Source organism: Pedobacter sp. FW305-3-2-15-E-R2A2 (assembly GCF_038446955.1).
GTDB lineage: Bacteria > Bacteroidota > Bacteroidia > Sphingobacteriales > Sphingobacteriaceae > Pedobacter.
In genome coordinates, this window is the sequence record NZ_CP151803.1 from 5,162,383 (window position 1) to 5,178,885 (window position 16,503).

The window sequence follows — 16,503 nt, forward strand, 5'->3', positions numbered from 1 at the left end:
TCTCAGCATTTTTAACTCATCGTTTCTTCACTTCAATCTGCTTTCCCTTAAACACAAAATTAATTTGATTGGTACTCAACCGAATATTATTCAGCACCCCCTGCACCTCATCCGGTCTGGGCATATCTATCGTAAAATGCAGATTTTTCAGCTCAGGGCTTTCAAAACTAAAGCTCAGGTCGTACTCCCTTTCCAGTCTGGAGGCAATATCTCCCAGACGGCCATTGTCGAAATAGAGTTCCTTGTCTTTCCATGCGGTATATTCCCGGAGGTTGCTTTCTTTTTTGGAAAGCCCTGCAGACTGGTCATGATAGGTTCCAAGTTCTCCCGGCAACAACACCATGCTTTTTGTACCTGCCTCCAGCCTGACTTTCCCGCGAACCAATGCCGTTTGAAAGGAAGCACCAAAAGTATTGACATTAAACTCCGTCCCCAACACATTGATGCTCAGCCGACCAGTATGTACAACAAAAGGTCTTTGGGCCTGATGAACCACATCAAAAAAAGCTTCTCCTTCCAGGCTAACCTCCCTTTTGGCGGCTCCGAACTGACTGGGATAGGTTAATTTTGAGCCTGCATTGATCCAGATCTGTGTCCCGTCAGAGAGCACCACTTTGGTCTGTTTTCCAAAAGGGACTTCCAGGGTATTGTTTCCGGCCAGGTTTTCTTTTGCGGCTCCTTCTTTCTCATAAACAATGGCCGAACCGGTCAGCGCCAGGTGTTCTTCCGCGCCCTTCAATGCTCCGGATTGCTCCTCGATGTTGATGCTTTTTCCATTACCAAGGGTGAGCCTGATCTGGTTTGACGGCACCTGTTTTGCCACCGGATTTGAAATCCCTTTCTCCGTTTTATCTGTTGCGTACCACCAGAATACAGGAGCCAGTAATAAAGCCATTGTTGCCGCAATGCTCAGCCATTGATGACGCTTGTACCAACTGATCAGCAAAGGCTCTTTGCGCTTGCTTTGCTCATGGGCATATTGTAATTCTTTCCATCCTTCTTCTACCGGAAATTGCGCTTCAGGGTCCATTCCTTTGAGCTTAATGCGCATTTCTTCGGCCAGAAGCAGCATTTCCAGCTCTTCCTCATTTAGTGTCCCGGGCGCTTCCCCATCCTCATTTACCCCATCTAGGTGCTTTAACATCTTATCCCAATTAAATTTATTGTCCTTATCCATACCCCTATGTGTTATAAAACCTGTTCATTAACCTATCCATATATAAATCAATACCAACATCCGGATCAGGAACTTACATTCCCTTCTCAGAAATTCATAAGACAACCTGATGTGTGTTTTTACGGTGTTTACAGAGATGTCCAGCTGCGTGGCAATCTCTGTATATTTCAAACCCTCTTTATTACTCAACAGAAAAATACGGCGACGTTTCTCCGGCATCTGCCCGATGATTTCCCATAAAACGACATTCCGCTCCTCTTCCCTTTCTTCGTTTTCCAGTTCCGATTTATACTGCATTGCTTCCGCTGCACGATGAAGGATCTCATCGTCATAATCTACCCTTTCTGCCTTTTTCTTATAACTCAAAGCCGCATTCCTTACCGCCCGGAACGCATAATTCCGAAAGCTTACTGCAATCTGCAGTTCGGATTGCTTATCGAGGCAATAGAGAAAAAAATTCTGAACGATATCTTTGGCAACATCTTCATCTTCCACTACATTAAATGCAGCAGTACATAGAAATGAATAGTGATCCCGAAATTGTTTTTCTATTAAAAATTCAGCCATTGGCCTTATACATTTTGAAATAAAATTTATTTGTCTGAATTGGATACCATACGTACCATCACCTTTACAGTCTGATCTACGTATATATCCCTTGTCACCCCCTCCATCCATTTGCCATACCATTCCAACCCCGGCCCCTCGCTGGTTAAACGGGTGCCGGTAATGGTCAATTGCTTCAATTCCGGTAATTGCGCCGCCTCGTCTATTTTCTTAGACCAGGACAGCATTTTCGCCTGCTGCTCCTTAAATTTAGGGAGGTCCAGCGAAAGCGGGTCATCTGCATGTTCAGCCAGCAATTTGCTGTTTTCAGCGATGACTTTAAAGGCTTCATTTTTACCAATCTCTTCGTTTTCTAAAGCTAGAATATTATTTGGAATCAACATCCGGTTAAAAATCCTATAATTTGCGGGAGCAATGCTGTCCCAGGCCAAAGCAGTTTCGTTGTCCTGTTCCCGGATCTTCTGATATTGTAATTTTCCAGGAAGAATCAGGTCAGACTTTACCCCTTTAAGCTGTGTAGAACCTCCATTGACGCGATAAAACTGATTTAAACTCAACCTTAAAGAACCGAAGTTCAATGGAGGCGTCCCTTTGGCTTTATCTCCCATCTTTCCCATCGGAAGGGTACTTTGTGCCGTCCCTTTTCCATAACTGGACCGGCTCCCGATAATGATTCCCCTTCGGTAATCCTGAATCACCGCAGCAAAAATCTCCGATGCAGAAGCGCTGTTTTCATTGATCATGACCGCCAGTGGACCATCATAGACCGGAGCATCATAAGTCGCATAAGCTTTTACCCCTTCTTTACCTTTCACCTGAACTTTGGGCCCTGATCCAAGAAAATAACCGCTCATTTTCACTACTTCATCGAGAGAACCGCCACCATTATTTCTTAAATCAATTACAATTCCAGTTACTCCGGCTGTTTTTAGCTGCAGCAACTCCGCTGCCACATCCGTTGCCGCATGTGCACCCGCCGGGTTATTAAAATCTGCATAAAACTCCGGCAGATAAATATAGCCGATCTTTTGATTGCCTTTATGAATCACCGCACTTCTGGCCCTTCCTTCTTCTTCTTTGATCTCGCCCCGTTTTAAAGAAATGGTTTTTTCAATGCCATTTACTTTCCGCAGCCCCAGGGAAATTTCGGTGTCTTTGTCGCCGCGGATCAGCTCTGCAACTTCTGTAATGGGAACGCCGTCCAAATCAATCATAGTTCCTTTACGGTCCGTGATCCGAAGCAAACGGTCATTCACGTCTACCAATCCACTTTTTATCGCAACGCCTCCGGGCCGAAGAGATTTCACCCAGACTTCCCCTTCTTTATCTGTCAGCTCCAGCCCCAGGCCATAATACTTTTTCGCCATCTGCTCGTTTACGCTTCTGGCCTTCACAGCTGCGAAATAGGTCGTATGAGGATCCATCTCAAACGTGATGGTGTTCAGGTACTGACTAAACTTCTCCTCTGAATAGGCCGGACTCATCAGGGTTTTAAAACTATTGTCCAGCCATTTCCTAATCCTCATCCTTGCCTCTTTTTCTAAAAGATCAGGCTTCGCGCCTTTCGCCTGAGCCAAAGCCGGCGTTCCTGCGGCCTTTCTTTCCTCTTCCAGATCAATCATTTTTTTAAGCAGGTAATATTTTAACCGCTTGCGCCAAACCTGATCCAATTCTTTTTTATCCTTAGCGAAGGAAAGCAATGTGCCGTTCAACTGAACACTTTCCTTTTTGTGCAGATCGAAAGGTTTTGCAAGGATATCCTTGTAAAGAACACTTACTTCCTGAAGCCGTTGTTGGTAAAGCTGATAGGCCACATTAAAAAATTCCGCAGAACCTTCTTTCAGTTCCTCATCAATGCTAAACTCATATCTTTTCAGTTGTTCAAGATCCGACTGCAGAAATACATTTTTGTTTGGGTCCAATGCCAGCAGGTATTTCTTCCAGATCGCCTGGGAAAAATCATCGTTGATCGGCTTCGGCCTGAAATGACCTTTCTCTATATTTCTGACCACCGCAGCAATCGTAATCTTCTGATAGGCAAGGCTTTGGTCCTGTTCGGATTGTGCAAGGGCATGCTGACTGATCCCCGCAATTATGGCCATGCAGAGCGAAGTCTTTAAACTGGTTATCATTCTATAATCTATTTAAAAATTGAATACTATAAACAGCAGGCGATCAGAAATTCAAAAAGGGTGAAGGAATGAGAAATTATATTTTCAAGACCCTATATTTGGCCCCCAAATATAAACAAGCATGCTTTTTAAAAATTCCGCATACCTCTTCGCTTTATTGGGTTGTACCCTCAGTGTGAATGCGCAAACAGAAAATACCTCTAAACCTTTAAATGATACCACCAGGAAACTGAATGAAGTCATGGTCAAAGAAAACAGACTTCAATTGCCATTTTCCAAACAAAACCGGAACATCTCCATCATCGACCGGGAGAAAATCCAAAGCCTGCCAGTCAGGTCGGTCAGCGAATTGCTGAGTTATGTCTCTGGTGTAGATGTTCGTCAACGCGGCCCCGGTGGATCACAGGCAGACATCAGCATGGATGGAGGTACATTTGATCAAAGTCTGGTGTTGATCAATGGCATTAAAGTTTCAGATCCGCAGACGGGACACAATATGATGAACCTGCCCATCACTATGGACGACATAGACCACATTGAAGTCCTGCGGGGATCGGCCTCCAGAATCTATGGCATCAATGCCCTCACCGGCGCCATCAATATCGTCACCCGGACGGTAAAAACAACCGGGCTTTCTGCAAACCTATTCTCCGGAAGCAGTTTTAAAAAGAAAGAAGGAAATGGCAGCACCTATGCCAATTACGGAATTCAGGCCAGCGGATCCCTTGCCTTAAACGGTTCTTCCCATTTATTTTCTGTGGCTCAGGAAGCAGGAAATGGTTACCGCTACAATACGGCCTTTAACAATCAGAAACTATATTACCAGGGAAAAATAAATGTAGGCGCTTCGGACTACCTGGATGTCATGGGCGGTTATGTCCATAATAATTTCGGAGCCAACGCATTCTATGCCGCTCCCGGAGATAAAGAAGCGGAAGAAACCGTAAAGACCGCTCTGGCCTCGGTTTCCTATACGACTAAAATCACCGATAACTGGACACTGGTGCCCCGGATCAGCTACCGCAATAATGTAGACGATTACCTTTACATCAAGCAAACACCAGACAAGTTCCACAACCACCACATCAGCAATGTATTCGATGCAGAACTGAACAATACGGTTCAAACGGCGATCGGTACTTTTGGCTTCGGATTGGAAGCAAGAACAGAACGCATCAAAAGCACCAACCTGGGCAAAAGGGACCGTACCAATACCGGCCTCTTTGGAGAGTATAAATTTGAACCCATCGCGCGTTTGCTCATTAATGTGGGAATGTATACCAATTACAATTCCGACTATGGATGGCAGGCCTTTCCCGGTCTGGATGCAGGTTATAATTTCTACGGCAACTGGCGCTTATTTGCGAACCTGGGAACGGGACAACGTTTACCGACCTATACAGACCTTTATTATAAAGGGCCCACCAATATCGGGAACGACCAGCTTCGTCCTGAAAAATCGAAATATGCAGAAGGAGGAATCAAGTTCAACAATGACCAGCTCTCCATGAATGCGAGTTATTTTGTCCGCAGAATCGATAATTTCATTGATTGGGTAAAAGCACTGCAGAGCGATCCATGGCAGCCGAAAAATTTCAGTCAGGTCAATACAAAAGGTTTTACCTTAAGCGCCGATTATAAGCTGGCCAACCTTTCTCAAAACGGGTGTTTAAACGGACTCAGACTAGGTGCTTCTTATACCAACCTCGATCCTAGCTTTAAAACCACACTAAGCACCGCAAACTTTTCCAGATATGCATTGGAAAGTTTGAGAAATCAGCTGAGTGGAACGATGAATGCAACGTTTTATAAAGTCATCGATCTTACCCTGACTGCCCGTTATAACGAACGCATCAGCTATAAAAATTATACCGTAATGGATGCAAGGATAGCCTTTAAACAAGCGCATTACAGCATTTATGCAGATGGAGCCAATCTGTTTAATGTACAATATATCGAGGCCGGAGCGGTACCTATGCCCGGCTCCTGGTTTACCCTCGGACTAAAAGCCGGAATCTAGCCTTAAAAACAGCCATATTTGGTTACAAATCTACCAAATATGGCTGTTTTTTTTCTTTTTAGACGCCTGGCGGATGATGTCGATAATCCCCTCCTGTTGAATGATATACATGCCCAAACGTTCTTTTGAAACCCCTTCTTTTAGTTTATAGGTAAATACGGGCCGCTCATCTTTAAAAAAAGTATCCATGTATTTAAAGGAGATGTTTTCAAAATGCCGGAGTTCCGCTGCCAGTTCAACGATATGCGTGGAAATAAAAAATATAGAATTATGGACATGGGAAAGTTCAGAAATAATTAAAAGGGAAGCATCAAAAGCATCTTTTACATTTGTTCCCCTGAACAGCTCATCAAAGATGATAAACATCCGCTCCTGTTCCAGTAAACTGCTGACGGCGGCTTTCACCCTTTTCACTTCGCTGTAGTAATGACTGAGCCCCTGACTAATGTTATCCGGCAAATTAATCGTGGTCAGCAGTCCATTAAAAATCGTGGTTTCCATCTTCTCTGCAGGTACCGGGAAACCCAGGTGCGACAGGTAAATCACCAACCCCAAAGATTTCAATAAGGAAGATTTTCCAGCCATATTTGATCCACTCAGGAAAACAATGTTTTCTTCTTTTTTCAATAGGATATCATTACTAACCGGTTGCGCCAGCTCTGGATGAAACATACCGGTTAAGCTAACCCTAACCTCCGCAGCAGCGGAGTAAACCGGAAAACACCAGCCCTTTTTACGGGCAACATTGGAGATCGTCTCAAACGCATCCAATTCATAAACCAGCGGTATCAATTCTGCCAGCTCAGCTTTCTCCTTTTTCCGGCAAACATGATCGAGCCGGCTAATCTGATAGAAGCGCAGCTTCTTTTCATTCCATGTTCCTGCCTCTTTTAAAGCCTCCGAATTGATGATCCCGCTGATCCTTTGGCCAAGCATCTGCAGATACTCCGGTACCCCCTCCGATTGTAATGTTTTGACAAAATCAGCAAGATACTTTAACAGGCAGATCAAATGACGAAGCCCGGTACTGATGGTATAATAATCATTGCCTGATCTGCTACGGAGAAAATCCACCAATGAATCCAGCAGGTTATTTCTGGAATAAGCTTTATTAAATTTTAAATAGTGTTCAATCAGGTCGAGCTGCTCCGGTCTGATGTCCAGGGCAATCCGCTGTTCACAAAAATATTGTATCGCCTCCTTCCGTCGGTTGAGAAAGTCCAGATCTGCTGAAGGGTTCCCCATCATCGTCCGGACGGCCTCTCTTCCTCCTAAAGTCCTGCTCTCCCGGAACGTATGGAATATGGGATCTGCCCCCGAAGAACCGGTAAATATATTCAAGTCCCTGTAGGACTGGCCATCCATATTAAAATTCATAATTCCCTTCGTCAAAACCTGCTTAAGATAATCAAAACATTGGAACAGTTTTCCAGACAAGACATTTTGTATCTATTATTTATAAGTGATAATCAATTACGCCTAATTGCGAATTTTATTTGATATTTTGAATACGGTTTTGAATGGCATTACTCCTTAAATAAATCGAAATGAAAACACGGGCACAAAAAACACTCATTTCATTATTAGTTTCCTTGTTCTTTTCCTTAAACTTATTTGCTCAGGAAAGCTTATCGGAGAAAGTAGAAAAACTAGCTGACCTTCCGGCCCAAACCGCACAGGAGCTGCTGTATCAGCTCACCCTATCCTATATCGTTACTGCGACCGATACCGATCGCATTTCCATAAATAAAAACATACTTTTAACCGCACTTGAAGACAGCAACATCTCCCACAAAAAAGCATTTGCGTATGAAATAGAGGCCTTGGCTGCTAAAAAACTCAGAAAGCTTGACCTTGCAAAACACTATATTTTGCTCGCCCTTAAGGAAACCGGCGAAGGCAAACCACAATTGCCCAGGTTACTGAATATTCTCGCTTTTATTGAGACCGATTTTGAAAATTATATGGGAGCCATGGAAAGCTACCTTATGGCAGGTAAAATATATCAGAAAAACCGCGACACCAGTCGCCTGATCATCAATTATAACAATATCGCAGACCTTTACATCAAAAACAACCTGTACGAGGAAGCAATCAATGCCTTAAACCAGGCAACAGCACTGGCAGTCAAACAAAAAAACGGGCTGGTCCCATATTTCATCTATCAAAATAAGGCCACCACTTATTTCTATCTTCAGAATTTAGATTCCCTGCAGCATTACGCAAAGAAAGTCCTCAGCGCAGAAAAAAGATCCTCCTATAACATCATCGCCGAACATCGGTTAAAGTATATGGAACTCTTCCTAAAGAAAGATCCGGCAGTAATTGATGCCATTAAACTGGTGTTGAATAATCTCAGAGATCAGGATTACATCTTTACAACCATTCACCTTGCGCGTGCGTACCTTTTATTCCATAAAACTACGCAGGCTAAAGAATTAATCCTCAAACTCCTTTCTTCCCCAAACCTGAAAGACCCCGGATATACCAGAAGCCTACTCTACAACTTACTCGGCGATGCCTATCAGAAAGAAAGGAACTTTAAGCTTTCTTCCCGCTATTACGAGAAAGGAATGGATCAGTCCCTGCTGAATGCTGAAAACATGATGAAAACAGGCAGTATCCTCACCTTTCTAAAATATGATGAAATTAAAAACAAATATGTGCTGGCCAAGGAGAACCTGAAAGCCAGAAAAAACTATTTCATTTTATTGTCCGTCGTTGCAGCGATGATCATCATTGCCCTCTTTCTGCTCTACCGCTCAGCGAGGATGAAGAGAAAATACAATGAGCTCATGTACAATAAATTAAATAAAGAAATTTCGTTCATGAATTCTCATGAAGTGAGAAGGTATCTGAGTAACATCCAGGGCATCATCATGGTGATTCAAATGAGTGAAGATAAAAAGACAACCTATACTGAATTGGAAGACGCGCTTTTTGATTCTGCTGAAAACCTGGACAACTCCATCAAAAACATCGTCAATAAACTCCATGACCATACAGAAAGTACGTATCAGCATACCGGATAATGCTAATTTGTTCTTTTTCGTTCTTCATCATTTCCAAAACTGCGTTCCTTTATAGTTACCTTATCGTTTCCAAAATTGTAAGCCAGGGAAATCCGGAAAAATCTGCTGCTGTTGTTTTCACTATAGACCTGCCTGATTCCATTCACGATCGAAGTATAATTTTTTAAATAGTTGCGGTTAAAAACGTCGTTAACCAGCATGGATACCTGCAGGTTGTTTTTTACAAACGTTTGTCGCAGGCCAATATTTAAGCCAGACATTGCACCAAATTCATACAACCCCCTTTTAAAAGAAGAACTGTAACTATAATCTACCTGCAGTTTTGTCGATTCTCTCAGAGAAAAAGTATGGTTGGTCGATAAATACAACTGCACTGTATTTTTAGGGCTGGCTTTGATCTGACTGGTAAACTTACTTTTTGAACCTAAAAGGTAGACAGAATTCTCGCTTTGCCACCAGGAAGTCAGCTGAAGACTATAGTTCTCCCCTAGCCCAAAATATTGCTCTTTATAATAGTTTTCCCTCGTCAGCACAAGGGTATTGGTCTCCGGATTAGAGCTGAATACAGGCCCATATCCATCGGTGGTCATGTTAAGGAAGACATTTGTTCTCCATACGCCTTTATAGACATGGCTAAAGTCAAAGTTATCACCGAATGAAGGTTTCAGGAAAGGGTTTCCTTCAGAATAGCTATTGCTGTTGATGTAGGAGCGGAAAGGATTTAATACACCGAAATCAGGCCGGTTGATCCTCCTTCCATAATTGAAGAGGAAACGATGACTGTCATTCGGTTTATAAGCACCGTAAAAAGTAGGAAATAACTCCAGGTAACTGTTTTTATTCGTCTGGTTTAACGTTTCCGATTCTCCTTCGGTTGCTGTATTTTCAAGCCTTAAGCCGAACTGAATGCTCAGCTTAGGACCAAAATCTTTAGTTCCGTTCACATAGACGGCCTGGTTGTTTTCCTCGTAAAGAAATTCATTGGAACGGCCTCCATCCAAAACCGGCGTTCCGGAAATGGTATTGAAGTACCGGATGTCACCTTTGCTTTTGATAAAGCTGATTTTAGCGCCGTACGACAAATTCATAAATTTTAGCGGATGCTCCATATCTACCTTTGCGCTCAGGTTATCTATCGTCCTGCCCGAAACATTCCTGGCTGCCTGATTGGTATTCAGAAAAGTCATGTCTGGAGAAAAAACATTGGCCATAAAACGGTTGTCTATCTTAGAATTATAAGTAAAGTAATCCAGATCAGCTGAAATTTTCCGGTCCGATGTATCCAACCTGGACACCAGATGGACATTATAAGTATGGTTCCCGGAACTGAGCTTTCTATCCCCCTGGTTGATCAGCAGGGAATCGACCTGACCATTCCTGTTGTGAATTTTTATGCCCACAAAATCTTTCGAATCTGGTGTCTGATAATTGCCCAGGTATTGAACCCCGATACTTGTCCGCGCTGAAAGGTCATAGTCAAATGCCAGCCGGCCGGAAACCTTATTTTCCTTTTGCTTTCCATTATACTTCAATTCCCAGAGACCGGAAGGATAACCGGTATTCAATTCCTGCAGCACCTTACTATTCCCAAATGTTCCGCCTCCGCTAAGGGAAAACCTGACTTTGTCTTTATGGTATACATAGTTGTTCCTCAATGTGGCCAGCCCATAACTATTTTGATCGTAAGACAAGCTGGTCGAATTTTTCCAGGAATCCCTTGCTCCTTTCTTTAAAATGATATTGATCAACCCCCCTTCTCCTCCTGCCTCATATTTTGCCGGAGGGTTGCCAATCACTTCCACCTGCTTAATGTCTTTCGCGGATATTGATTTCAGAAAGCTGATCAGGTCATCGCCAGAGAGCTCCACCATTCTCCCATCCAGCATCACACGCGAAGACCCTTTCCCAAGCATACTGATGGCGTTGTTTTGCACCAATACACCTGGAGCAGCACTAATCGCGGAAATGCCATCTCCGCCCTCCGCAGCGATACTGCTTTCGACATCAAAGATTAAACGGTCCGCTTTATAGCTGATGAGTTTCTTTCTTGCAACCACCACCACTCCTTCCAGATTTCCTGTATTTTCTTTCAGCAAAATTGTCCCCAGGTCCAATTCCTTTTCCAGGATCAGATTTACCGACCAATCGCCCAGCCCCAAATAACTGACCTTGATGTTGTAAGCTCCGTTTTTAGCATCCAGCTCAAAAGTACCATCATCTTTCGTCAATGTTCCTTTGACCAGCTTCCCCTCAGCATTGGTTAAGATGACGTTTGCCCAGGCCAGAGGGGCTATGCTGTTTTTCACCTGTCCTTTAATTTTTATTTGTGCGTTTGCCCATAGCGGCAATGTAAGGAGGAGGAAGAATATAATGCGTTTCATGTTCTTGTTTTTTTGTTCGAAACAAAGGTGCTGAGGCGCAGCAAGAGAAACGTCCGACAAAAAAAGTCGAACTCTTTTTCCCTGAAGAAATCGGTTCGACTTTATACGAAGGTGTACGACTTTTTACAAATTCAGGCAGAAAACAACTACAATCACCTGACAATAAGCAACATTACATAAAAGCGTTTCGAAACTGCGTAGGCGTTTGATTGGTGTATTTTTTAAAGGCTGTATTAAAAGAAGATTTTGAATTGAAACCAACCTGGTATAAAATCTCCTGGATATTTAACTCATTTTTTGCCGGATCTTTTAAGATCGCCATTGCTTTTTGAATGCGGTATTCGTTCACAAAATCAAAAAAGTGCTGATCAAGGTGGTGGTTGATGAGGATCGATAAATCACGAACCGGCATTTCCATTTGAACAGCCAGGTCCTGAACAGTTAAGGAGGGCTCAAGATAAGGCTCCATATCATTCATATAGGCTTTCAGGCGTCCGGTCTTTTCCTGATTTTCTACATTCAATTCCTGCTTTTGCGAACGCTCTTCTTCCTGTGGCAGCACGATCATGTGTTCAATGGGCTCAAGCCTGGAATCTACTCCTCTGAAGAGGTTCGGATAATATAGCGCCTTCATCACAAACCAGCATAGAATAAATACCGCATTGATGCCCACAAGAATTTGCGCGCCATTGAAAACATCAGAAGAGCCGGTAAACAACAGCAGGTCTTTACACATCACAATGGTATGAACAACGGTGATCACAACAGTCAGCTGAAACAACCATTTATAGGTAATCGTAGCGCTATTGGTATAATTCTCCAGATAGACCTTTTTATACTTCCTCAGCACAAGAAAGATCGCGATAATGTAAAATGCAAATTGCAGGTGGCCATACGCCAGGTGTATAAGACTGGCGGCTAAACCACCTTTGTCATTAAAAAAACTCGTTTTATCCCCCGGTGCCGCCAGGTAGAAAACACCCATCAGGTACAGGTTTTCCAACACAAAAGGGATCGCATGTAACAGATGCTTAGGTTTCAGCCTGAAATCAGAATAACAAACCGCTAAAGCATACAGAAAAAACAATGGATTGATTAAAGCCGAGGTCGTCCTCCGGAACATTTCCAGATCAGGATAATGCCGGGTAACCGGATAGATAAACCATCCGCTCAGGTCAACCGCATTCAGAATGATGAAACCAGCAAGGAGAACATTCCCCAATTTATTATTCGTGGAGACCGTTAGCAGGAAAAAGGATAAAAGCAGGGACACAAAAACGGCAACTATTGAAATAATGCTGATTAGATTTTGTTCCACCATTTAGCGATTGTTGATTTATATGCTAATGTAATACATTGTTTCAATTCTACAGGTGCTTCTCCAAAAAACGCCGCCGCTATTTCTGCATCAGTACAACAGAATGCCTAAAAACCAATTCATACAAAAGCAGGTACGCGACCAAACGTACCTGCCAGCTCCCAACCAGAGCATTAATCCAACCGGGATTAATTTTTAAACACGCCAACTTCCGCGAGCGAAGCATACTGACGACCATCAGTAGCGGAAGTAACGATTACTTTAAAATATTTGAATGTCTTTGTGGAAGGCAAATAAATGAACTGCGGTCCTCCAACGTCTTTTAACACATAATTCCCCAGTGCAGTCCAGGCGATATTATCATTACTCGTCAAAATCTGCATGTCTTTTATTTTGCTGCTTCCTCCGCGCTGGGTAAATGCAAATCCATCTGCTGCCAATGCCTGGCCCATATTGACCACAAAGTGATGCGGGAAGGTCGGCGCATTGCTATTCCATCGCGTCACCCAGGCAGTGGTATTGTTCTTATCCAGGAGGTTGGTCACCTTTCCATCTTCCTCCACCGTCTCCTCTGAACTGAAATCAATCACCTGCCAGTTTGTTTTGCTATATTCCTTTTTATCTCCGAAATCAATAACCGGGCTTCCGTTTTTGATTTCATAAGGATAAGGAACATTTAGCAGGCTCCCATTTTCATTGCAGAGCATGATCCTTAACTCATAAGCATAATCTTCAGTATTGCTAAACTCGCTCAAAGGCATACTCACATAAAAGCTGTCGAGCCCAATCTTCTGCGTAGACCAGGGAACGGCATCATAATCTTTATTTCCGCCGATTCCGTTTTTATTTCCATCGTTATAAAAGTTGATATAATTAACAGCTCCCGCACCTGATAACCGCCCGGAGACCACTATATTTCCAGCTTCATATTTGGCATTCAAATGGCTGATGGTCGCATTGAACGGGCTGTACCAATCCGTTTTCGTGACTTTACTAAACACTTGATTGTTGTTTAAAATCGCACAATCCGCTTTGGTCAGATAAGTTGGTGTTCTCCCATAACTCGAATTCCCTGCTCCCATCAATGAAGTTCCAAATTGTGCATTCTCTGATTTCTGCCCTCCATTGTGAGGTAAATTGATGCCATGACCAAGCTCATGCATTAGTCCGCCGATCCAGCCTGTTGCTTTATCCCCAGCTGCTGTACCGGTCCCCAGATCTTTAATGTCCATCCCTGGATAATCCAAAGCAAAACAGTTACGGCCCAACCCGTAAAAAGGGGCATTATCTGCCTGAATATCTTGAACGCACATGATGATGAGGGTATGATCACTCGTTTTTTCCGTCGGATGTGCCAGAAAATACTCGTCTATTTCTTTGAGTACATTTCCTGCTCCGCCACTATAGGAGTAATTAGACTGATCTAGTTTTCCTTTGATCTCTACGATCTTGATTCTCTTTTTTGCCACATCTTTCAGCAATCCAAAGCTTTTATCTCCAAATCCCCAGTGTTTCATCCATTTCCCATAGAATTCCTGGCCTTGAAGCATCATTTCACTAATCCTGCGGTGGTAATCATCATTGGCCGTTTTACCGGAAGCAATGAAATAAACCACATTCAGGTTGTAAGCATAATCAGATTTGTAATGGTATCCCGTATCTATGGGAACTTCTTCAACAGGTACTCCGGGAACATCGCTTTTTTTACAGGCGAAGAGAAAGGCTACTGCGAACAGCAGGAGGCAGGCATTTTTTTTCATGTAAGGTTTGTTTAGGTTAATGATTACGTGATGTTCTTCTGGTTAATAAGAACAAACGAATATAAACCTCCCTGATAATGATCACTTTACACGGAGTGTCCAATGCTGACACCATATTGCCCTCAGGACTAATTGTCCTGCATCAACGCGCTTCTCCCCCCATCAATGAGGTAGGTTGTTCCGGAAGCAAATGCCGCGTAATCGCTGGCTAAAAAAGCACACCAGCCACCTATTTCTTCTGCTGTTCCCAGTTTTTTTACCGGATGAAGGTCAATCGTTCTTTGTCGCTCCTGTTCAGGTTCTGCAAAAGAATTGAACCAGTTCTGATTGCCAGCTGTATCTATAAATCCGGGCGCAATCCCCACACAACGAATTGCTGGTCCCCATTCAATGGCCAGACTTCTTACCAATCCGGTTAATGCAGTTTTGGCAAGGTTATAAGGAAAACATCCCGGGATGGTATTTTCCGCATGATTAGAGGTCATGATCAGGATCACTCCCCGACGCTGTTCGAGGTAAGGACGACACAATTTCGCCAGTCGCCAGTGCGAACTCAGGTTCAGGTTCATATTCTCCTGCCATTCCTGTTCCTCACATTCAGCTGCGCCCTGAAAAAAGTTCCGCCCGGCATTGGAAACCAGGATGTCTATTCCTCCATTTTTTGCCGCAGCTGCAACAAGTGCTTCCAGCGCTTCCACTTTCGTAACGTCTGTCTGTAGATACTGACCGGAAGCGCCCTCCGCTTTTATGGCATCGAGGAACAAATTCGCCCCTGCACTATCGGCCGCATCTAATGCACATCCGGTCACCGTACAACCAGCCCTGGCCAGCATTTTTGCCACGCCAAGACCTATTCCCGAACTCACTCCGGTAACGAGGGCAACCTTTCCTTTTAAATCAATTTGCAAAGCCATGATGATGTTATAAAGCCATAATGATAATGTTATTTTAAACGTAAAAACCTGGCCTTGGAACCAAAATTCCAGGATGTTTTTCCATTTCTTCTTCTACAAGGTCTACTCCGAGCCCCGGCCTGTCTGACAATTGCAAATGGCCATTATGAACCATATCTCCAATCGGATGTGTGATCACCTCATCCCTCCAGGGCACATCATTGAACATAAACTCCTGTCTGAAAAAGTTCGGAACAGAAGCACAAACATGTGCGCTTGCCAGGGTAGATAAAGGTCCGTTTGGATTGTGTGGCGCCAGCAAAACGTTATAAGCCTCCATCATGGTCGCCATACGTTTCATTTCTGAAGGACCACCACAACGGGTGATATCCGGCATCATGATGTCACAAATATTCTTTTCTAAAACAGGTCTGATGCCATGCCTGGTGTAGTGTCTTTCTCCTACACAGATCGAAACATTCGATGGAATTCTTTCCCTCATCGCCCGCAGGTTATCGGCACTTTCAGGTCCGGCGGGTTCTTCATACCAGGTGATGTCCAGTGCCGATAAGCGTTGCGCCATTTTTACCGCAACCCGATAGTTTAACATCGCATGGGTTTCAATCATAATATCAAACTCCGGCCCCACTGCATCACGCACCGCCTTGCTCACATTGAAAGCCAAATCCTGCTGTTCTGCCGTCAGGGTCAGGTTCGATGACAGGTCTTCCCCATATAAATAGTTCGTATGGGCAAAAGGATCAAACTTCAAACCCGTAAATCCTGCTTCTTTAACCTTTAAAGCCTGTGCTGCATAATCTGCTTCATTGTGCCCGCCACCGGTAAACCAGTAATTGGCATAGAGTAAAATATCTTTCCGAAAAGCACCCCCCAGCAGTTCATAACATGGCGTCCCCAATACTTTCCCTTTAAGGTCCAGCAAGGCCATGTCTATGCCACTAATCGCACACAAACTTGCACCATAAGGGCCCATCCAGTTTAAATCACGATAAAGCTTGGTCCAGATGAAATCTGTTCTCATGGGATCCAGACCTATAATCCTTTCTCCAACATGTTTGGCGGCATGGTAAACAATCGGACTACCCGGCCAGTTCGTCGCCTCTCCAACTCCGGTATGTCCGGTATCTGTATAAATCTTTAATAAGGTCCAGTTGTATTTAACCCCCTCTACCAGCCAGACTTTTACCTCAGTGATTTTCATC

General features: G+C 43.6%; 11 protein-coding genes. 2 read left to right on the top strand and 9 right to left on the bottom strand.

Annotated features, from left to right (window positions below; translation table 11 throughout):
* Positions 1-16 precede the first annotated feature (16 nt).
* The 3 genes from AAFF35_RS20850 to AAFF35_RS20860 are packed head-to-tail and all read right to left on the bottom strand — an operon-like array spanning position 17 to position 3,876.
* Entirely contained in the window at positions 17-1,144 is a 1,128-nt protein-coding gene (locus AAFF35_RS20850; protein ID WP_342328465.1) for a FecR domain-containing protein, read from the bottom strand.
* A 60-nt stretch (positions 1,145-1,204) separates the two neighbouring features.
* Entirely contained in the window at positions 1,205-1,744 is a 540-nt protein-coding gene (locus tag AAFF35_RS20855) for a sigma-70 family RNA polymerase sigma factor (protein ID WP_342328466.1), read from the bottom strand.
* Between the two features lie 26 nt (positions 1,745-1,770).
* On the bottom strand, positions 1,771-3,876 hold the full coding sequence (locus AAFF35_RS20860; RefSeq protein WP_342328467.1) for a carboxy terminal-processing peptidase: 2,106 nt from the start codon (positions 3,874-3,876) through the stop codon (positions 1,771-1,773).
* A gap of 121 nt (positions 3,877-3,997) precedes the next feature.
* On the opposite strand from AAFF35_RS20860, the gene AAFF35_RS20865 reads away from it, so the two are divergent.
* The gene (locus AAFF35_RS20865; RefSeq protein ID WP_342328468.1) at positions 3,998-5,896 is read left to right on the top strand and encodes a TonB-dependent receptor; all 1,899 of its coding nucleotides are present in this window, start codon (positions 3,998-4,000) and stop codon (positions 5,894-5,896) included.
* Between the two features lie 30 nt (positions 5,897-5,926).
* Here AAFF35_RS20865 and AAFF35_RS20870 read toward each other — a convergent pair whose 3' ends face one another.
* A complete protein-coding gene (locus AAFF35_RS20870; protein ID WP_342328469.1) occupies positions 5,927-7,273 on the bottom strand; it encodes a hypothetical protein in 1,347 nt (448 codons plus the stop codon).
* A 170-nt stretch (positions 7,274-7,443) separates the two neighbouring features.
* Here AAFF35_RS20870 and AAFF35_RS20875 point away from each other — a divergent pair, with 170 nt between their 5' ends.
* Positions 7,444-8,928, top strand: a complete 1,485-nt coding sequence (locus tag AAFF35_RS20875) for a hypothetical protein (RefSeq protein ID WP_342328470.1) — start codon at positions 7,444-7,446, stop codon at positions 8,926-8,928.
* Between the two features lie 2 nt (positions 8,929-8,930).
* Here AAFF35_RS20875 and AAFF35_RS20880 read toward each other — a convergent pair whose 3' ends face one another.
* The 5 genes from AAFF35_RS20880 to AAFF35_RS20900 form a co-directional block, all read right to left on the bottom strand.
* Complete coding sequence (locus tag AAFF35_RS20880) at positions 8,931-11,309, bottom strand: TonB-dependent receptor (RefSeq protein WP_342328471.1); 2,379 nt, start codon at positions 11,307-11,309, stop codon at positions 8,931-8,933.
* 172 nt (positions 11,310-11,481) lie between these two features.
* Positions 11,482-12,630 carry an AraC family transcriptional regulator gene (locus tag AAFF35_RS20885; RefSeq protein WP_342328472.1) on the bottom strand — a complete coding sequence of 383 codons (1,149 nt, stop codon included), beginning with the start codon at positions 12,628-12,630 and terminating at the stop codon, positions 11,482-11,484.
* Positions 12,631-12,815: 185 nt separating this feature from the next.
* Positions 12,816-14,387 carry a discoidin domain-containing protein gene (locus AAFF35_RS20890; protein WP_342328473.1) on the bottom strand — a complete coding sequence of 524 codons (1,572 nt, stop codon included), beginning with the start codon at positions 14,385-14,387 and terminating at the stop codon, positions 12,816-12,818.
* A gap of 128 nt (positions 14,388-14,515) precedes the next feature.
* On the bottom strand, positions 14,516-15,301 hold the full coding sequence (locus AAFF35_RS20895; protein WP_342328474.1) for an SDR family oxidoreductase: 786 nt from the start codon (positions 15,299-15,301) through the stop codon (positions 14,516-14,518).
* 34 nt (positions 15,302-15,335) lie between these two features.
* Complete coding sequence (locus AAFF35_RS20900) at positions 15,336-16,502, bottom strand: mandelate racemase/muconate lactonizing enzyme family protein (RefSeq protein WP_342328475.1); 1,167 nt, start codon at positions 16,500-16,502, stop codon at positions 15,336-15,338.
* Position 16,503: the final 1 nt, after the last annotated feature.